At 72.2% G+C, this 18,724-nt stretch carries 18 protein-coding genes; 5 read left to right on the top strand and 13 right to left on the bottom strand.

Annotation, left to right across the window (positions count from 1 at the left end; all coding sequences use genetic code 11):
- Positions 1-114: 114 nt before the first annotated feature.
- Both asnB and IF655_RS06920 read right to left on the bottom strand, forming a co-directional pair.
- Positions 115-1,956, bottom strand: a complete 1,842-nt coding sequence (asnB, locus tag IF655_RS06915; RefSeq protein WP_199582983.1) for an asparagine synthase (glutamine-hydrolyzing) — start codon at positions 1,954-1,956, stop codon at positions 115-117.
- Between the two features lie 381 nt (positions 1,957-2,337).
- Positions 2,338-3,828 carry a PLP-dependent aminotransferase family protein gene (locus IF655_RS06920; RefSeq protein ID WP_199582985.1) on the bottom strand — a complete coding sequence of 497 codons (1,491 nt, stop codon included), beginning with the start codon at positions 3,826-3,828 and terminating at the stop codon, positions 2,338-2,340.
- 96 nt (positions 3,829-3,924) lie between these two features.
- On the opposite strand from IF655_RS06920, the gene IF655_RS06925 reads away from it, so the two are divergent.
- From IF655_RS06925 to IF655_RS06935, 3 genes are all read left to right on the top strand, one after another.
- A complete protein-coding gene (locus IF655_RS06925; RefSeq protein ID WP_242488579.1) occupies positions 3,925-4,737 on the top strand; it encodes a YitT family protein in 813 nt (270 codons plus the stop codon).
- A 77-nt stretch (positions 4,738-4,814) separates the two neighbouring features.
- A complete protein-coding gene (locus tag IF655_RS06930; RefSeq protein WP_199582987.1) occupies positions 4,815-5,024 on the top strand; it encodes a DUF2945 domain-containing protein in 210 nt (69 codons plus the stop codon).
- A gap of 93 nt (positions 5,025-5,117) precedes the next feature.
- Positions 5,118-6,200 (top strand): PucR family transcriptional regulator, encoded by a 1,083-nt coding sequence (locus tag IF655_RS06935; RefSeq protein WP_374100170.1) that lies wholly within the window; start codon positions 5,118-5,120, stop codon positions 6,198-6,200.
- 69 nt (positions 6,201-6,269) lie between these two features.
- Here the strand turns inward: IF655_RS06935 and IF655_RS06940 are convergent, their stop codons facing one another.
- The 6 genes from IF655_RS06940 to IF655_RS06965 form a co-directional block, all read right to left on the bottom strand.
- On the bottom strand, positions 6,270-7,793 hold the full coding sequence (locus IF655_RS06940; protein ID WP_199582989.1) for a flotillin family protein: 1,524 nt from the start codon (positions 7,791-7,793) through the stop codon (positions 6,270-6,272).
- 133 nt (positions 7,794-7,926) lie between these two features.
- Complete coding sequence (locus IF655_RS06945; RefSeq protein WP_199582991.1) at positions 7,927-8,436, bottom strand: hypothetical protein; 510 nt, start codon at positions 8,434-8,436, stop codon at positions 7,927-7,929.
- Positions 8,437-8,599: 163 nt separating this feature from the next.
- Positions 8,600-9,160 (bottom strand): type 1 glutamine amidotransferase domain-containing protein, encoded by a 561-nt coding sequence (locus tag IF655_RS06950; protein WP_199582993.1) that lies wholly within the window; start codon positions 9,158-9,160, stop codon positions 8,600-8,602.
- Positions 9,161-9,298: 138 nt separating this feature from the next.
- Positions 9,299-9,808, bottom strand: coding sequence for a hypothetical protein (locus IF655_RS06955; RefSeq protein ID WP_199582995.1), 510 nt, complete (start codon positions 9,806-9,808; stop codon positions 9,299-9,301).
- Positions 9,809-10,198: 390 nt separating this feature from the next.
- Positions 10,199-10,621 carry an SRPBCC family protein gene (locus IF655_RS06960; RefSeq protein ID WP_199582997.1) on the bottom strand — a complete coding sequence of 141 codons (423 nt, stop codon included), beginning with the start codon at positions 10,619-10,621 and terminating at the stop codon, positions 10,199-10,201.
- Positions 10,622-10,650: 29 nt separating this feature from the next.
- Positions 10,651-11,661 carry an aldo/keto reductase gene (locus tag IF655_RS06965; protein ID WP_199582999.1) on the bottom strand — a complete coding sequence of 337 codons (1,011 nt, stop codon included), beginning with the start codon at positions 11,659-11,661 and terminating at the stop codon, positions 10,651-10,653.
- 164 nt (positions 11,662-11,825) lie between these two features.
- On the opposite strand from IF655_RS06965, the gene IF655_RS06970 reads away from it, so the two are divergent.
- A complete protein-coding gene (locus IF655_RS06970) occupies positions 11,826-12,764 on the top strand; it encodes a LysR family transcriptional regulator (protein ID WP_199583001.1) in 939 nt (312 codons plus the stop codon).
- A 15-nt stretch (positions 12,765-12,779) separates the two neighbouring features.
- Here IF655_RS06970 and IF655_RS06975 read toward each other — a convergent pair whose 3' ends face one another.
- Positions 12,780-13,961: a hypothetical protein gene (locus tag IF655_RS06975; RefSeq protein ID WP_199583003.1), complete on the bottom strand. Its 1,182-nt coding sequence runs from the start codon at positions 13,959-13,961 to the stop codon at positions 12,780-12,782.
- A 154-nt stretch (positions 13,962-14,115) separates the two neighbouring features.
- On the opposite strand from IF655_RS06975, the gene IF655_RS06980 reads away from it, so the two are divergent.
- Positions 14,116-14,292 carry a hypothetical protein gene (locus tag IF655_RS06980; RefSeq protein ID WP_199583005.1) on the top strand — a complete coding sequence of 59 codons (177 nt, stop codon included), beginning with the start codon at positions 14,116-14,118 and terminating at the stop codon, positions 14,290-14,292.
- A 52-nt stretch (positions 14,293-14,344) separates the two neighbouring features.
- Here IF655_RS06980 and IF655_RS06985 read toward each other — a convergent pair whose 3' ends face one another.
- The 4 genes from IF655_RS06985 to IF655_RS07000 all read right to left on the bottom strand — a co-directional run bounded on the left by IF655_RS06985 (position 14,345) and on the right by IF655_RS07000 (position 18,605).
- On the bottom strand, positions 14,345-15,541 hold the full coding sequence (locus IF655_RS06985; RefSeq protein WP_199583013.1) for a sensor histidine kinase: 1,197 nt from the start codon (positions 15,539-15,541) through the stop codon (positions 14,345-14,347).
- Between the two features lie 25 nt (positions 15,542-15,566).
- Positions 15,567-17,297 carry a cation acetate symporter gene (locus tag IF655_RS06990; protein ID WP_199583015.1) on the bottom strand — a complete coding sequence of 577 codons (1,731 nt, stop codon included), beginning with the start codon at positions 17,295-17,297 and terminating at the stop codon, positions 15,567-15,569.
- Complete coding sequence (locus IF655_RS06995; RefSeq protein WP_199583017.1) at positions 17,294-17,632, bottom strand: LPXTG cell wall anchor domain-containing protein; 339 nt, start codon at positions 17,630-17,632, stop codon at positions 17,294-17,296. The genes IF655_RS06990 and IF655_RS06995 overlap by 4 nt, the downstream gene beginning before the upstream one ends.
- A gap of 115 nt (positions 17,633-17,747) precedes the next feature.
- Complete coding sequence (locus IF655_RS07000) at positions 17,748-18,605, bottom strand: LytTR family DNA-binding domain-containing protein (RefSeq protein WP_242488580.1); 858 nt, start codon at positions 18,603-18,605, stop codon at positions 17,748-17,750.
- Between the last annotated feature and the right edge of the window lie 119 nt (positions 18,606-18,724).

Genomic DNA, 18,724 nt, shown 5'->3' on the forward strand with positions numbered 1-18,724 from the left:
CCGGCCTCTGAGCACAGGCGGGGAGCCTCCGCTCGCAGCTCCGGCCATGGTCGAAGCCCCGCCGACAGCCCAACCGACCCACCACCACCCCGCCCAGCCCCCGGACGGACCCCCTCAGCCCAGGTCCAGCTCCGGCCCGTACATCTCCAGCCACAGCGCCAGGTCCAGTGTGCGTTCCATGCCGCGGCGGGCGGACTGGGTGGCGATGGGGCCGGAGGTCTCGGTGGTGCGGCGGACCTTGTCTCGGTCGAGGAGGTCGAAGACGGGGTGGGAGGGGCGGGAGAGGAGGTCGTGGACCTGGGACTGGAGGGCGACGGCGTAGCCGGGGTCCTGGGTGGAGGGGTAGGGGCTCTTGACGCGGTCGTAGACGGAGCGCGGGAGGAGATCGGCGGTGGCTTCGCGCAGCAGGCTCTTCTCGCGGCCGTCGAAGGACTTGAGGGACCAGGGGGTGTTGTAGACGTACTCGACGAGCCGGTGGTCGCAGAACGGCACCCGGACCTCCAGGCCGACGGCCATGCTCATGCGGTCCTTGCGGTCGAGCAGGGCTCGGACGAATCGGGTGAGGTGGAGGTTGCACATGCGGCGCATGCGGTACTCGAAGTCGCTCTCGCCGTCGAGGCGTTCGATGCCGGAGACGGCGGTGCGGTAGCCGTCCGCGATGTAGCCCTCCAGGTCGAGGGACTTGGCGAGGTCCGGACGGAGGACACCCGTGTCGTCGCCGAAGTGGCGGCCGAGGCTGACGAGCCAGGGGAAGGTCTCGGCGTGGCGGGCTTCCTCGTCGAAGAACTGGAGGTAGCCGCCGAAGACCTCGTCGGCGGACTCGCCCGAGAGCGCCACCGTGGACTGGTCGCGGATGGCGCGGAACAGCAGCAGGAGCGAGGCGTCCATGTCACCGAACCCGGCCGGCAGGTCGCGGGCGCGGATGACCTTCTCGCGGGCGGCGGGGTCGGCCAGGGACTGCGCGTCGAGGACGATGTCCTGGTGGTCGGTCCGCGCGAGCCGGGCCACGTCGTGGACGAAGGGGGTGTCGGGCGTGCCGCGCAGCTCGTCCGCGACGAAGTTGTCCGCCTGTCCGGCGAAGTCGACGGCGAAGCTGCGTACCTTCTCCCCCTGCTCCCCGAGCTGCCGTGCGGCCAGCGCGGTCATGGCGGAGGAGTCGAGACCGCCGGAGAGCAGGGTGCAGCGGGGCACGTCGGCGACGAGCTGGCGGCGCACGATGTCGTCGAGGAGGGAGCGGACGGTGGCGATGGTGGTGTCGCGGTCGTCGGTGTGCGGGCGGGTCTCCAGCCGCCAGTAGACGCGGGTGCGCGGTCCGGAGCGGTCGACGGTGACGACGGTGCCGGGCTCGACCTCGCGGATGCCGTCCCAGACGGCGTGCCCGGGCGTCTTGACCAGGGTGAGCAGCTCGCGCAGGCCGTCCAGGGTCACACGGGGGCGGACCAGCGGGTTGGCGAGGATGGCCTTGGGTTCGGAGCCGAAGAGAACGCCGTCGGGGGTGGGGTGGAAGTAGAACGGCTTGATGCCCATGCGGTCGCGGATCATCACGAGCTTGTCGTGGCGGCCGTCCCACACCGCGAAGGCGTACATGCCGTTCAGCCGCTCGGCGACCGTGTCGCCCCATTCGAGGTAGCCGCGCAGGACGACCTCGGTGTCGGAGTCGGTGGTGAACCGGTGCCCGCGGTCGATGAGTTCGCGGCGCAGCTCGGTGAAGTTGTACGCCTCGCCGGAGTAGACGAGGGCGACGGCGCCTTCTGGGGTGCGGACGGTCATGGGCTGGCGGCCGCCGGGGAGGTCGATGATGGCGAGCCGCCGGTGTCCCAGCGCGGCGGGTCCCTCGGCCCAGGTGCCGCGGTCGTCGGGTCCCCGGCAGGACATCGTCTCGGTCATCGCATCCAATGCGGGGTCGTCGGCCGCGAGGTCACGGTCGAAGGAGACCCATCCGGTGATGCCGCACATGCGCTGCCTCCAGCCTCCGGTCGGCAGCCGCCCTCGCGCTCACCTGCACTTTCCGGGTGGCGTGAGAAAGACCGCCGAACCAGTTGTATCGAGCACCTATATGACGAGCCTCCGCCTCCGGGTCGCCCGGGTCAACGCGTCCGTAACACCCGCGACCCATCCCCCTCACACCCCGGACACGATTTCGGCCGCCCTTTGCCAAGGCGAAAGCCCGCGAGCGGGGCGAATTCAGCCCGAGCACCCCTCCGGGACCCCGGATCAGGCCACGGGCAAAAACTTCCCCAAGCGCCCAGGGAACCCCCGTCTTCGCGAAGAGAAACGGAACGGCCGCCTCGGGCGAGGACTTCGAGCCGTCGGGAGAGGGCGCGAACGGACCCGCGCTCAGACGATCCAGCGGGGTCCACCACGCGCCGTCGCCGAGCCCGGCAGCCCGTCGGCGAGCGCGGCGGCCATACGGCGTACCGCCTCGCGCAGGGTCTCGGGCGGCAGGGTGTAGGGGATGCGGAGGCGCTGCTCGAACACGCCCGGGTCGGCGGCGAAGCAGGAACCGCTCTCGATCCGTACCCCGTGGTCCAGGGCACGCTCGGCCAGCATCGGGGCGATGGGCTCGCCCAGGTCGACCCACAGGGACAGCCCGCCGGGCGGCAGCCGCCAGGTCCACTCCGGAAGGTGCTCGGACAGCGCGGCGGCCAGCGTGGAGCGCTGCTCCCGCAACTCCTCCAGCCGGTGCGCCACCGGACCCGCGCCCCGCGCCAGGAGGGCGACGGCCAGGAGCTGATCCATGACCGAGCCGCCCACGTCGGTGGCGATCCGCCGGGCCACGAGTTCCGTGACCAGCCGCGCACCGGCCCGTACCCACCCGACGCGCAGACCGCCCCAGTGGCTCTTGCTCATCGAGCCGATGGTGATGACTCGCCCGCCGCCGCCCCGCGCGGCGCGGGCGGCGAAGGGCGGCGGGGCGGGCACGTCGAGGGCGAGGTCGCTCAGCGTCTCGTCGACGACCACCCAGGTCCCGGACCGGTGAGCGGCACGCAGCAGGCGAGCGCGCTCCGCGTCCGGCATGAGGAGGCCGGTGGGATTGTGGAAGTCGGGGATCAGACAGGCCAGTCGGGGCACCGCCTGGTGGAGGGTCGACTCGGCGATCCCGATGTCCCAGCCGTCGTCGGTCACCGGCACCGACACGGGACGCAGCCGGGCGTGGCGCATCGCCTCCAGCGCGTTCGGATAGGAGGGACTCTCGACCATGACCCGGTCACCCGGACCGCACAGGAGTCCCAGCACCAGCGTGAGCGCGTGCTGGGCGCCGGAGGTCACCAGGATCTGCTCGGGCACCGTGGCCAGACCCCGCTCGGTGAAGCGCCCGGCGATGGCGGCGCGCAGCTCGGGCAGCCCGTACGGGTGGTAGCCGGGTGTGTGCGCGTGCGCGGTCAGTTGGGGGGTGATCTCGGCGAGCGCGTCGGCGAGCGTGTGTTCCGGCAGCCCGGGTGACGCCCTGGCCAGGTCGATCACGGTGTCCGCGGGCGCGAGGAGCCTGGTGACACCGCTGGGGGTACGTCCCTGCGGCAACGCGGTCCAGGTGCCCGAGCCCTGACGGCTGTGCGCGAAGCCGCTCTCGCGGAGCAGGTCGTAGACCGCCGTGACGGTCGGGCGGCTGGTGTGCAGCGCGGCGGCCAGCTCCCGTTCGGCAGGGAGTCTGACATGCGGCGCGATCCGGCCGTCCAGGATCAGCGTGCCGATCGCCCGCGCCAGGTGCCGGTACGCCGGTCTCGCCCCGGCGGGGTCCGGCAGCATCGCGGCAAGCTCCCGCCCACCGAGCGCCCGCCCGACGCCACGCGCCCGGTCCCCGGGCCGGTACGGAGTCGAGGAGGCCATACCACTCTCCCGCAATTGGCCATGCCGCCGAAGCCGACCACAGTACAGACTCCCTCGTCATCGACCTGAACAGCCCGCACAGACGGAGGAATTGGCATGGACGGTCCCGAGCAGGACGACCGACGCGGTCGCGGTCGCCAGGAGGGCACCGCGGTACGACGGCCGCGCCCCGACGCCGACCCCGCCCTCTCCTCGGACCCCTCGGCACCCTCGGACGAGCGCCCGTCGACAGCCCCAACACCCCCTGCGCGCCCGCTGACCTACGTACCCTTCACCCACCACCCCCTCCGCCGCGTTCCCCAGCTCTTCGTCGGTCTGGCCCTGTACGGCTTCAGTCTTTCGCTGATGGTTCGCGCCTCGCTCGGGGTCAATCCCTGGAGCGTGTTGTACGAGGGTCTGGAGCGGCACACGTCCCTCAGCTTCGGGACGATCAGTGCGGTGGTCGGGGTTGCCGTGCTCCTGTTGTGGATTCCTCTCCGGCAGCGGCCGAGGTTCGGGACGTTCGCCAACATCGTGGTGCTGGCGTGCTCCTCGGATCTCGGTCTGTCGCTCATTCCTCAGCAGCTCGGTCTTCCGGTCCGATGGGCGTTGCTGGCCGGAGGCGTCCTGCTCAACGGGTTCTCGGTCGCGGTCTACGTGGGCGCCCGTTTCGGGCCCGGACCCCGGGACGGTCTGATGACGGGAGGCTCCGCCGCGACCGGGCGTTCCATCCGGTTCATCCGCACGCTGATGGAGATCGCCGTACTCGCCCTGGGCTGGCTGCTCGGCGGAACCGTGGGCGCGGGCACGGTGCTCTACGCCCTCGCCGTCGGCCCGATCACCCAGTTCTTCGTGCCGTGGTTCGCCTACCGGGACAGGCGGGCACAGGTCGCGGACGACACGCCGTCGGCGGTCCACTCCGACTGCTGAACACCGCCGCCCCCTCCCTCCCCGCTACGCTCGCGCCCATATACCCCATCCCCGGACCATATGGAGCGAACGCACACATGTCGGAGCAATTCTCGGTCGGCGACCACGTCCGGTGGAACTCGGAGGCCGGACACGTCGAGGGCGTCATCATCAAGAAGCACACCCATGACGTGGAGTTCAAGGGCTACACCCACCACTGCTCGGAGAAGGACCCGCAGTACGAGATCAAGAGCGACAAGACCGACCACATCGCCCTGCACAAGGGTTCGGCGCTCACGAAGATCTGACGGGTCGGAGGACGGGGTTCCCGCGCGTTGCCGGTTCCCGGCAATCCTGACTACGCTCCGGTTGATCAACACCGGCAGGAGCACGTCAACGGCGTGCGCAACGAGGGGGGCACGGTGTCGGAGCCGGACACGGCCGGATTCCTGGGCGGGTACGCCCGTACGCTGACCGAGGTGTCCGCCACCGGGCGCAGGCTCACCCGGGAGGAGCTGGAGGAGCGGCGCGCGCTCGGGGAGCGCGCCGCCGAAGCCGGGCACAGCCTGCGCGCTCTGGTACGCGGGCATCTCGCGGCGACCCGCGCGTCCTGGCCGTCGGGTACGCCGGGGAGCGCGGTCGGCGGGGTGCTGGCCGCCGTCGAGCAGGCGGTGGACGCCTTCGCGGAGGGGTACGAGCGGGCGCAGCGCCTGGCGGTACGTCAAGAGGAGGCGGCACGGCGGGAGTTCATCGACGACCTGCTGTACGGCCGCAGTGATCTCGGGCGGCTGGCGGAGCGCGCCGAGCGGTTCGGGCTCGTCCTCTCCCACGCTCACGCGGTCGCGGTGGCCGAGGGGACGGACGCGTACGACGACGCCTCCCCCGCCACGCGCCGGGTGGAGACCGCGCTGATGGCGCGGTTCGACCAGCGGCACATCCTGCTCGCGACGAAGAACGGCAAGCTGATCTGCATCGCCCCCGGCGACGAGGACGAGATCCTGGACCGTTTCGCGGAGCGGGCGCGGTCCACCACCGACTGCGTACGGGTGGCCATCGGGCGCCCCCGGCCGGGACCCGGCGGTGTCGTGCAGTCGTACGAGGAGGCGCTGAACATGCTCGATCTCGCCGAGCGGCTGGGGCTGGACGCCCCGGTGGTGCGCGCCGCCGATCTGCTGGTGTACCCCGTCCTGGCGCGGGACCGGCAGGCGATGGCGGACCTCGTCCTCAGCGCGCTGGGACCGCTGCGGGATGCCCGGGGCGGGGCGGAGCCGTTACTGCGCACGCTGGAGGCGTACTTCGAGTCGGGGTGCACCTCCGCGGCGGCGGCCCGCCGGCTCGCCCTGAGCGTGCGCGCGCTGACCTACCGGCTGGACCGCATACACCAGTTGACCGGCGCCAACCCGGCCGATCCCGTGCACCGGTACACCCTGCAGACCGCCGTCATCGGGGCACGGCTGCTGGGCTGGCCGAAGGAGGAGCTGTGAGCGAGGGGCCCGCCGCTCTCGGCAGACCCCTCGCCTTCAACTCCTCCGGTCCCGCTGCTCCTTGAGCCGTCAGCCGGTGATCTCCACCTTGCCGTTGGCCCGTTCCGTGCGCTCCGCCGGTGCCGCCGCGCGCTCGGTGACGCCCTTGAGCAACTGGGCCAGGTCGACTCCCGTGGTGGAGCCGAGCAGTTCGAGACCCTGGGCGACGTTGTCCGCGACCGCGCGCGGGATGCGGCCCGCGCCGTCGGTGGAGATGACCGTCATCTTGTCCACGTTGCCCAGCGGCTCGGACGCCTTGGCGACGACCTCCGGGAGCACCTCGATCAGCATCTGGAGGACGGCGGCGTCGCCGTACTCCCGGTACGCGTCCGCCTTCTTGCGCATCGCCTCCGCCTCGGCGCTGCCCTTGGCGGTGATCGCCGCGGCCTCGGCGTCGCCCTCCAGGCGGACCGCCTCCGCGACGGCGGCGCGGCGGGACCGCTCGGCCTCGCCCTGCTTCAGACCCTCGATGGCCTCCGCCTCGGCGAGCGCGCCACGGCGCTGCTTCTCGCCCTCACCGGTGAGCCGGGCCCGCTCGGCCTCGGCCTGGGCTGCCGCGATCGCGGCAAGGCGCTCCGCCTCGGCCTGCTTGACGCGGGCGACCCGGCGCGCCTCCGCCTCCTGCTCGGCGGCGTAGCGCTGGGCGTCGGCGGGCTTGCGGACCTGGGTGTCGAGCTGGCGGTCGGTCAGGGCTGCCTGGCGCTCGGCGACCTTCTCCTGCTGGCTGAGGATCTCCTGCTGCCGGGCGGCCTCGGCGAGCGGTCCGGCGGCGTTCGCACGGGCGGCGGCCTCGTCGGTCTCCGCCTTGATCTCTGCCTGCTTCAGCGCGAACGTCCGCTGGGCGACGGCGATTTCCTCGGCTGCCTTGAGGCGGGCCTGCTCGGCGGCGCGCTGGGCGACGGCCTCCGCGATGTCGGCCTCCTGCTTGGCGCGGGCTGCCTCGGGACGGCCGAGGTCCTCCAGGTAGGAGCCCTCGGTGGTGATGTCCTGGATCTGGAAGGCGTCGAGCACGAGTCCCTGTCCGGACAGGCTCGCCTCCGCCTCCTCCGCGACCTGCCCGGCGAACGCGGCGCGGTCCCGGATGACGTCCTCGACCGACATCCGGCCGACGATCGCGCGCAGCGCGCCGGAGAGGACTTCCTGGGTGAAGCCGACGATGCCGTCCTGCTGCATCAGGAACCGCTGGGCGGCGGCGCGGATCGAGTCCTCGGTGCCGCCGACCTTGACGATGGCGACACCGTCCAGGTTGGCCTTCACGCCGCGCAGGGTCACCGCGCCGCGCACCGCGACCGGGATGTGCCGCGAGGACAGGTCGAGGGTGAAGCGCTGCTGCACGAACGGCACGACGAACACGCCGCCGCCGACCACGACCTTCTGGCCGCTGTTGTCGGTGAAGACCCGCCCGGTCTCCGGATCGGTGGACTTCTTGCCCCGGCGCCCGGTGACGATGAACGCCTCGCTCGGACCCGCCACCTTGTAGCGGCTGACGACGACGAGCGCGGTGAGGACGACAAGGACGAGTATGCCGACCACGGCGACGAAGACTGGACTCATGACAGTGCCCCCAGACACATGACACCCCGCGAAAGGGGTTGGCAACACCGGCCCGCGCGGGGCCGGTCGAACGATGAAGAGCCGGAGCTGTGACCGGACCCCCGAGCCGGACGGGCTTGTGCGGCGCGGGAGTTCAGCGCTCGACGGGTCGCACGAGGACGGAGGTCGGCGACGGGGTCGCCTCCACCCAGACCTCGGCGCCGCGCGCCACCGGTACGGCGCTGCGCGCGGCGAACTTCACGCGGTGACCGCCCAACCGGACCAGCACCTCGCCGTAACCGCCCGCCGGGATGGCGGTGACCACGCTGCCGGAGGTGCCGATGACGTCGTCCCGGGTCGGTGCCGCCGCCGCGGAGTCGCGCATCAGGGCGCGGCTGAACCGGTACGTCGGCCAGGCGAGGGCCACCCCCGCCACCGCGCCGATCGCGGTGGCCCCGGCGGGACCGACGCCGGTGACCGACTGGGCGAGGACCGCGCCGAAGCCGGTCATCGCGAGGAAGCCCGCGACGACCGGCAGGGACAGCCATCCGTCGAGCAGACCGTCCAGCGCGCCGTCGAGCACGCCTTCCAGCAGCCCGTCGAAGACCAGCGACAGGACGAGCAGCACGACCCCCGTGATGCCGAGTCCGAGAAACCAGGCCATGCGTGCCGTCCCCCTCTCGTCCCGTCGCCGATCTCCGGCTTGACGAAATCTTGACACAAGGACGGAGGGCTTTTCATTGCCTGGTTCCGGCAGTTTTTACGCTTCTTTTATGCCGCCTTTCGACCGGAGGCGCCGGTCGCTCGTAGGGCCCGACAGGGGGTGTTCAGCCTTCGTCGCCTCCAAGGCTGCGGATGATCGCGGCCGAGAAGGCGTCCAGGTCGCCGGGGTTGCGGGAGGTGATCAGCGTGCTGCCGCCGTTGGTGTCGACGACGACCTCCTTGTCGTGCCAGGTCGCGCCCGCGTTGGTGAGGTCGGGGCGCAGCGAGGGGTACGAGGTCAGTTCGCGCCCCTCGGCCAGCTCGCTGTCCACCAGCAGCCAGGGTCCGTGGCAGATCGCGGCGATGGGCTTGCCGTCGCGCGCGAACTCGGCGACGAGCCGGCGCGCGGTCTCGTCGGTGCGCAGTTGGTCGGCGTTGAGGGTGCCGCCGGGGACGATCACCGCGTCGTAGTCCGCCGCCGACACCTCGTCCAGGGTGGTGTCGGGGCTGACCCGCTGGCCGGGGTCCTGGTCGGAGACCAGGGTCTGCACCGGTTCCGCGCTCGGCGCCGCGACGACGACGTGGGCGCCCGCGTCCAGCAGGGCGGACACCGGCTTGACCAGCTCGTCCTGCTCGGTGCCGTAGTTCGTGGTGAGCACGAGGACGTTCGTGTCTTCGATCGCCATGGTCCGGCCTCCTCAGGGGGGTGCGTCTTCTCGCCCCTCCGGCTGCCCCTCTGGGGACGGTTCATTCGGATACGGGAGGATTCCGGGACGGCACGCGGGTGGGACCGGGGAGCGCGTCCCGGTCCCACCCGCGCCCGGTCAGCGGCTCGCGCGGTAGTACGTCACGTCCCAGTGGGAGCCCTCGCGGGCGTAGACGTTGCCGTGGGGCGACCGGTACTGCTTGGCGCGGTCACCCTTGCGCTCGCCGATGTAGCGGAACTTGTGGGTGATGTACGTGTTCACGCAGGGCGTGAGCTTGATGTCGACCTTGTAGCCGTTCCAGTGGCTGTACGTGCCGGAGGCGTGCCCCTTCTCCGTGCCCGCCGTGAGCGTGACGGCACACTTGCCGGCCTTCTTGAAGTCGATCACGCCCGCGACGGTGCTCCTGTTGATCTTCTCGAACGAGGTGCACCTGCGGTTGGCGCGGTCGCTGCAGCGACCGGACGAGGTCCAGGCGACCCCGGCCCGCTTGAACTGCTGCGCGGCGGCGGCCTGGGAGTACTTGGCGGGTGCGGCGGCGGCGTCGGGCACGGTCGCCGCCAGCAGACCACCGGCAAGCAGCGCGGCCGATGCGGCGAATGCGACGGGACGGGCCGTACGTCGGCTCATGGGAAGGTGCTCCTGTCCTGGGCGTTTTCGTTACGCCCGAGTCACTTCCCACCGGCCACTGCCGCGACTCCGGCCCCAGGGGGCGCACGGGGGTGCGGTGAGGCGCGCCTTTTCCCCTCGACTCTTCTTTCACCGGATTTCACCGGGACGGGGGTGCCGACGCGGGGGCGGATGTGCCAGCGCGGATCCTCGGCCGCTCTTCCGGGGACCCGCGCTGGAGAATGTGTGGCCGGTTTTCGTTTCTGGTGGCCGAGATCCACCTTCCACCCGGGCGTCGGGGAAAGTCAAAGAGGGGTTTCCGAAGACGCGATAGGGGCTGTTTATCGGTCTCGGCACCGGGGTGCGGGCGGGGTGCCCGCCCGGTGCCGTACCGTCCCGCGCCGGGCGGGGTCAGTCGGTGGTGCGCAGCGTCTGCTCCAGCGCGGTCAGGCCCTCGCGGTAGATGTCCTGGAACAGGGCTTCCGCCTCGGCCGGGGTGACTCCGTCGGGGCTGAAGGTGCCCGACCATTCGACGCGCGCGGTGCGGGGATCGGCGGTGGGGTGGACGGTCAGGGTGGAGAGGTAGCCGGTGACCGGGAAGGGGGCGTCGAGGATCGCGTAGGTGTAGCTGCGGGCGTCGTCGTCGAAGGCGTGCAGGCGCTCCACGACGGTCTCGCCGTCGGCGGTGGTCAGCCTGCGGACGCGACCGCCCTCGGTCAGCTCGCTCTCGGGGATGAAGGGGAGCCAGTCGGGCAGGGAGCCGAAGCCGCCGATCAGCCGCCAGACGTGGTCGGGGGTGTGGGGGAGGTCGATGGACGCGGAGGTGCTTGCCATGGTGTGCTCCGTTGCTGTGCGGGTGGGGGTCAGACGGTGGGTACGGGCGCGTCGGCGGAGATCAGCTTCTCCGCGCGCAGGTCGGACCAGAAGGCGGCCGGGACCCTCTCGCCCAGGGCGGCGGTGTCCTCGGCGATGCGGCTGGGCCGGGTGGCGCCGGGGACGACGGCGGCGGTGGCCGGGTGGGCCAGGGCGAAGCCGAGCGCGGCGGCCTTGACGCCGATGCCGTGGCGCGCGGCGAGGGACTTGATCCGCTCGACCTTGTCGATGATCGCCTGCGGGGCCTGCTGGTACTCGAAGTGGGTGCCGCCCGCGAGGATGCCGGAGCTGTAGGGACCGCCGACGACCATGTCCGCGCCCTGCTCGACGGCGGTCGGGAGCAGCCGCTGGAGGGCGCGGTCGTGGTCGAGCAGGGTGTAGCGCCCTGCCAGCAGGAAGGCGTCGGGGCGGGGCTCGTCCAGGTCGAGGGTCAGCTCGATCGGCTCGACCTTGTTGACGCCGAGACCCCACGCCTTGATGACGCCCTCCTCGCGGAGCTTCTGCAGGACGCGGAAGGCGCCGGTGCGGGCGGTCTCGAAGCGGGCGAGCCACTGATCGCCGTGGAAGTCCTGGGCGATGTCGTGCACCCAGACGATGTCGAGGCGGTCGGTGCGCAGCCGCTTCAGGCTGTCCTCGATGGAGCGCAGGGTGGCGTCGGCGGTGTAGTCGTCGGTCATCCGGTTGGGGCGGCCGTGCTCGAAGAGACCGCCCTTCTCGCCCAGCTCGCGGGCGGCCGGGTCCTCCACGTCGTCGTGGATCACGCGTCCGACCTTGGTGCTCAGCACGTACGCGTCGCGCGGGCGGTCGGCCAGGGCTTCGCCCAGGCGCAGCTCGGAGAGCCCGGCGCCGTAGAAGGGGGCGGTGTCGAAGTAGCGGATGCCGTGGTCCCAGGCGGCGGCGACGGTGGCCGCGGCATCCTCGTCGGGGATGGCGCGGAACATGTTGCCCAGCGGGGCGGTGCCGAAGCCGAGCTTGCCGGGGAGGAGGGACTTGATACCCATGAGAAACGTCGATCCTTTTCGCGAGGGTCAGGCAGGTTTCGTCCCGTATCGCGGACTTTCGCCGTTCTTGCGGGTTCTGCCGTTCTTGCTCTGTCGAGGCTAGGATCGATGCTTGAGACTGTCCAAGACTTGCTTGGACATACTTGAGTCCCCCGAGGTCTTACATGCTCGATCTGCGCCAGCTCCGGTACTTCGTGACCGTCGCGGAGACGGAACACGTCGGCCGTGCCGCCGAACGCCTGCACATCTCCCAGTCTCCGCTCAGCCGGCAGATCGCCCAGTTGGAGAAGACCCTCGGTCTGACCCTGTTCGAGCGCAGCCAGCAGCGCATCCGGCTCACCGCCGACGGCCGGGTCTTCCTCTCCGAGGCGCGGGCGCTGCTGCTGCACGCCGACCGCCTGGAGAACCTCGGCCGCAGGCTCGGGCGCGGCGAGGAGGGCGGGCTGTGCATCGGGTACGCCTCCGACGCCATGCACACCGGGGTGCTGCCGCGCGCGCTGCGGGAACTGCACGACGAGCGCCCCGGCATCCACGTCGCGCTCTACAACCACCCGGCGGCCGAGCAGTTCGAGGGGCTGCGCCGCCGCAGCCTGGACATCGCCCTGGTGTCCGAGCCGCCCGCCGAGGACGACCCCGATCTGCGCGCCGCGCTGCTCCTCGACGATCCCCTGCTGCTCGCGGTGCCGAGCGGGCACCCGGTGGCGGACCTGGCGAAGATCACGCCCACCGATCTGGAGGGGCTGCCGTGGATCGCGGTGGAGAACAGCCGCCGACCCGCCTGGCGCGACGAGTTCATCGCCGCGTGCGCCGCGTCCGGGTTCGCCCCGGACATCCGTCTGGAAGCCGCCGAACCGCTCACCGCGCTCGGTCTGGTGGCCTCGGGACTGGGACTCGCGCTGGTCCAGCGGAGCATGGTGCGCGGTGAGGCGCCCGCCGGGGTGACGGTGCGCGAACTGCCCTGGCTGGACATGTCCGTTCGGCTGTGGGCGGCGTGGCACCGGGTCGATCTGCGGCCGGTGGTCACGTCGTTCCGGGAGACGGTGCTCGCCGCCCGCGAGGAGGCGGACGGCGAGCAGAGCGACCGGGGAGACACGTCCGGCTGAGGTGCGCCGCCCCGCTCAGTACCGCAGCAGCGCCGCCACCCCGCCCGCCCCGGCGAGCGTGCCGTCGGGTACGAACAGCACATGGGAGTCGGCGGCGATCGCCCGGTCCACGAGCTGTTCCACGATGTCGGTCGCGACACCCATGGTGTGCGGCGGGGGCGTCACGTCGGGCTTGGGCTCCGGCAGGGTGACCGGCTTCGGCACCTCGGCCAGTTCAAGGACCCGGCCGTCCTCGGTGACCCGCCCCGCGAGGTACAGCCCCTCCTCCACGATCAGCCGCTGCACCCGCTTGTCCGCGACGGCGGTCCACACCTCCAGCGGTCCGCCCGCGTACTTGCCCTGCCCGCGCGCCTCGTTCAGCGCGCCCATCGCCTCGGCGACCTGCCGCTCGCGGAACTCGTCGAGCAGCGGCTCCAGGCGTTTCATCAGGTCCTGCGGGCGGTCCTTGTCCATGCCGGTGAGCTGGAGCGTGCCCGAGATCGCGGTGCCGTGCGTGGTGACGTCGCGGAACGCGGAGAGGATCTTGTCGCCGCCGATGACGAACAGCGGCACGTCCCGGTGCTCCTCCAGCGCCTCGCCCAGTTTGCGGTCCACGTGGCGCAGATACTGCTCCACCCGCGCGTGGTGCTGCTCGTAGGGCGCGGAGTGCGGGATCGCGCCGGGCAGCGCGTCCTCGGGCGAGGGGATCTCCGGCGGACAGGGGAAGCCGTGGTGCTCGACCTGCGTCAGGCGCCGGACCGCGCCGTGGTAGAGGCGGCACATCTCCTGGTCGAGGACCAGGACGAGGAAGGGCCGGGAGCGCTGCTCGGCCGCGTCCAGATAGCGCGTCAGGAACGACTCCGCGAACTCCACGCGCGGCTGCACGGGTGCCAGCGAGGTCATCTGCCAGACCTGGACCGGCTCGTCGGCGGCCACGTACACGACCATGGCGTCGTCCGGGTGGAAGGGGTCGGCGACGCGCTCGATCACCGCGGGCTCCAGCAGGTGGTCCCGCAACTCCAGTCGCGTCTCCCGCGCCACCTCCGGGTCGTCCGCAAGACGGCGCCTGGCCTCGGTCACCAGGTCGCGCAGGAGGATGCGGTCCTTCTCGCTGAAGGGGAAGTCCGGATCGGTCGGCATCACCATCGTGATGGCGGGGTACGCACGGCGCTCGCTCAGAGCGGCACGGATCTCGGGAGTCAGCTCAGAGGTATGCACCAAGTCAGCGTCGCACCGCGCCCCGGGAGCCGCACCTCGAAACCCGTCCGCGCCCGTCACCACCCGAACGGGCGCCCGCTCGCCACCCGTACGGGTGCGGCGTACCGTGGTTCCAACGAAATCCGGGTGCCGTCACCCCGAGGAGTCGAGTCACATGCGTAAGAACTCTCCGGTCAAGGGACACCACGGCCTCGGCGCGCGCGGCCAGGGCAAGCTGCTGTACTACCACACGCAGATCCCCGAGGCGGCCGCCAAGCAGTCGAAGGGCCAGCCGCACGACAGCCACCGCCAGCAGCAGGAGCGCCGCCGCTCCGACGGCCGCTGGACCTGACCCGCCCATCGCGAACTGATCCATCCGCCGACCCGCCCACCGCGCCGGACGCTCAGCTCCGGCGCGGCGCGGGGCGGAACTTGGGAACCCGTACGGTGATCTTCGTACCGGCGCCGACGCCGGTCTCGACGACCAGTCCGTACGGGTCTCCGTACACCTGGCGCAGTCTGCGGTCCACGTTGCTCAGACCGATGCCGGTGCCGGGTCCCGCGGTTCCGCGCAGGACGGCGCGGGCGCGGTCGGGTTCCATGCCGACGCCGTCGTCCTCGATGACGACGCGTGCCTCGGTGCCCTCGTCCTCCGCGATGATCGTGATGCGGGCGCGTTCGGCGGACTCCGCGAGCCCGTGCTTGAGCGCGTTCTCCACCAGCGGCTGGAGGCACAGGAACGGCAGGGTGACCGGCAGCACCTCCGGGGCGATGCGCAGGGTCACCGCGAGACGGCGCCCGAAGCGGGCGCGGGCCAGCTCCAGATACTGCTCGATGGAGCGCAACTCCTCGGCGAGCGTGGTGAAGTCGCCGTCCCTGCGGAACGAGTAGCGGGTGAAGTCCGCGAACTCCAGCAGGAGTTCACGGGCACGCTCGGGGTCGGTGCGGACGAACGAGGCGATGGACGCGAGCGAGTTGTAGATGAAGTGCGGGGAGATCTGGGCGCGCAGGGCGCGGATCTCCGCCTCGATGGCGCTGGAGCGGGCCCGGTCCAGGTCGACCAGTTCGAGCTGCACCGACACCCAGCGCGCGACCTCCCGCGCCGCGCGCACCGGTACGGCGTCCTCGCGGTCCGCGAACGCGGCGAGTACGCCGGTGACCCGGCCATCGACGGTCAGGGGGACGAGGACGCCCCGGCGCACCGGGCAGCCGTCGTGCGCACAGGAGAGGTCGACGCTCTGTTCGCGCCCGGTGCGTACGACCTGCGCGAGCAGCATCGCCGTCGCCTCGCGGTGGTGGTCGCCCGCGCCGTCCCAGGCGAGCACGGTCCCCTCGTCGGCGAGGGCGAGGGCGACGGTGCCGAGCAGCGGGCGCAGCCGCCGGGCGGCCCTGCGGGCGGTGTCCGGGGTGAGCCCGGCGCGCAGGGGCGGCGCGGCGAGCGAGGCGGTGTGCAGGGTGTGGAAGGTGGCCTGCTCGACGGGGGTGCCGGGGCCCGCCGGATTCTCCTGCTGGCGGCGGACGGCGACATGACCGAGGGCGGCGCCGAGGACGAACAGCGCGAGTCCGGCGACGGCGAGCAGCAGGACGCCGAGCGCGCTCATCGGTGATTCCAGGGTGCCGGTGTGCTCATGCGCCTCCTCCGCCCACGCCGGACTTCTCCGGCAGATGGAGGCGGGCCATGGTGGCGGCGGTTCCGGCGGGCACCCGGTCGCGGGTGGCCAGGGAGATCAGCACCATCGCGGCGAACCCGACCGGCACCGACCAGACGGCGGGCCACGCCAGCAGGGTGTGCGGCCAGCCGGAGCGGGCGCCCCCGGCGATGGTCGCGGTGACGGCGGTGAGCGCGGAGCCGCCGCCGAGGAGCAGCCCGGCGATAGCGCCGGGCGGGGTGAGTCCGCGCCACCAGATGCCGAGCACGAGCAGCGGACAGAAGGAGGACGCGGACACGGCGAAGGCGAGCCCCACCGCGTCGGCCACCGGCAGCTCCCCGACGAAGGCACCCGCGGCGGCGGGCACCGCGATGGCGGGGACGACGGCGGCCCTGAAGTGCCGCAGCCCCAGCGCGGGCAGCACATCCTGCGCGAGCACCCCGGCGACCGACATGGTGAGTCCGGACGCCGTGGAGAGGAAGGCCGCGCAGGCGCCGCCCGCGAGCAGCGCGCCCAGCAGATCGCCGCCCACCCCGCCGATCAGCCGCTGGGGCAGGACGAGCACCGCGAGGTCGGTGTCGCCGGTGAGCAGCAGGTCGGGGGCGTAGAGCCGGGCGAGCGCGCCGTAGAGGGGCATCGGGAGATAGAAGGCGGCGAGCAGACCGAGCACGATCAGGGTGGTGCGGCGGGCGGCGCGGCCGTCGGGGTTGGTGTAGAAGCGCACGACGACATGGGGCAGACCCATCGTGCCGAGGAAGGTCGCGAGGATCAGTCCGTAGGTGGCGTAGAGGCCGTGCTGTTCGCGGTGCGGGGACTGCGGTTGCGCCCAGCTCGACGGTGCCGCGTCCGCCGTGTCCCGGTCGGGCAGCGGGACGCGGGCACCGGTCGGGAAGCGCAGGCTGGTGTGCGCGCCGATCCGGTGGCGGCCCTCGGTGAGCCGGAGCGTGCCGTCCTTCAGGGTGCGGCCGTCCACGGTCCCGGAGACGGTGGTCACGCGGACCGGTTCGCGGACGGTCACGGTCAGCGCGTGGTCCACGCGGACCTCGGTGGAGCGGTGGAAGACCGGCCGGTCGTCCCACACGGGCGCGGGGGCGTGGTCCGAGCGCCAGGCGAGCACCAGGAACGCCACCGGCACCAGCAGCGCGGTGAGCTTGAGCCAGTACTGGAACGCCTGCACGAAGGTGATGCTCCGCATGCCCCCTGCCGCCACCGCCGCCGTCACCACCGCGGCGACGACAAGCCCCCCGAGCCAGCCGGGCGCCCCGGTGAGCAGCCGCAACGTCAGCCCGGCGCCGCGCAGTTGGGGCAGCAGATACAGCCAGCCGATGCCGACGACGAGGACCCCGGCGATCCGGCGCACGGCCCGGGATTCGAGCCGCGCCTCGGCGAAGTCGGGCAGCGTGTACGCCCCGGAGCGGCGCAGCGGCGCGGCGACGAACGCCAGCAGGACGAGGAACCCTGCCGTGTAGCCGATCGGGAACCAGAGCATGTCCACGCCCTGCGCGAGGACCAGTCCGGCGATGCCGAGGAAGGAGGCGGCGGAGAGGTACTCGCCGCTCACCGCGAAGGCGTTGAGCCGGGGCGCGACGGTGCGCGAGGCGACGTAGAAGTCCGAGGTGGTCCGCGAGATGCGCAAGCCCAGCGCGCCGACGAGAGCCGTGGCGAGCACCACGGCCGACACTCCGGCTATTCCGTACGTCTGGTTCAACGCCCGGTCACGTCACCCTCGTTGCGCTCGGCGCGGCGGACGTACCAGGCGCCGATGGCCAGCAGGGCGGGATACGGCGCGACGCCGAGGGCGAGCCAGACGGCGAGGGGGACACCGGCGCCGCCGGTGGCGGGCAGGAGGTGGAAGAGGACGGGGAGCAGTCCGAGGAGGAGGGCGAGCAGGGCGGTGACGGTGAGCGCGGCATGTATCTGACGGCTCATCAACTCACGTACGGCAGGCTTGTTCTCGACGCTGCTCGCCGCTGCGGTGAGCGTGCGCGCGGTCGGCTTGCCCGTGATCACCTCGCGGCGCGGCGGGACGGGCTCCGCACCCATGACGCACCCCCGAGGCCCCGGTGATCGGCTAGTTGCGGCGAGTGTACGCAGCACGTCAGCGGTGAGGTAGCCACCTGACGCGGTTCGGCACACGGTCGCCACAGGGGGTGTCCGGTCAGCGGGGGCGGTCGGCGGCGCGAGTGGCGCGGCGGGCCAGCAGGTCGCGCAGTTCGCGGGCGTTGCGGCGGCTGACGGCGAGCACGCGGTCACCGACCCGGACGGTCACGTTGCCGCCGTCCAGGCGCAGTTCCTCGATGCGGGCGAGGGCCACGAGATGGCTGCGGTGGATGCGCACGAACCCGTGAGGGCGCCACTGTTCCTCAAGCGTGGACAGCGGGATGCGGACGAGGTGGCTGCCGTACGGGGTGTGCAGCCGGGCGTAGTCGCCCTGTGCCTCGGCGTGGACGATGTCGGCGACGGGCACGAAGCGGGTCACCCCGCCAAGTTCCACCGGGACTTGGTCGGTTCCGGCGCCCGGCGGCGCGGTCGGTGCGGCGGCTCTCGGGCCCTGTCCGGCGCGGGTCAGCTCGGCCACCCGGCGCACCGCCTCCGCGAACCGCTCGGCGCGCAGCGGCTTGAGGAGATAGTCGACGGCCTTGAGGTCGAAGGCGCGCAGCGCGAAGTCCTCGTGCGCGGTGACGAAGACGATGAGCGGCGGGGCGGCGAACCCGCCGAGCAGCCGGGCGAGTTCGAGTCCGCTGAGACCCGGCATGTGGATGTCGAGGAAGACGACGTCGATGGCGCCGGTGCCGTCGGACCCGGTCTCCACGGCCCGGCCGAGCAGGCGCAGCGCCTCGGTGGCGTCGAGGGCGGGGAGGACATCGCCGACGCGCGGGTCCTCGCCGAGGAGGTACAGCAGCTCTTCGAGGGCGGGTTCCTCGTCGTCCACGGCGAGCACGCGCAACGGTGCCGCGTTCGCTGTGAGTCGGGCAGTGGTGGTGTCGGTCCGTCTCGCCCGTTCCGTAGAACTCATCACCGTTGCCCTCTGCCCCGACGCGCCCGGTGCACCGGGCCTTGCCCGAGGAATGGTGGTCCAGCGCGACCGCCGCCGTCGAGACCTGCGACGACGGCGATCGTACGAGGCGGGCGGGG

This window comes from Streptomyces sp. DSM 110735, assembly GCF_016482685.1.
GTDB lineage: Bacteria > Actinomycetota > Actinomycetes > Streptomycetales > Streptomycetaceae > Streptomyces.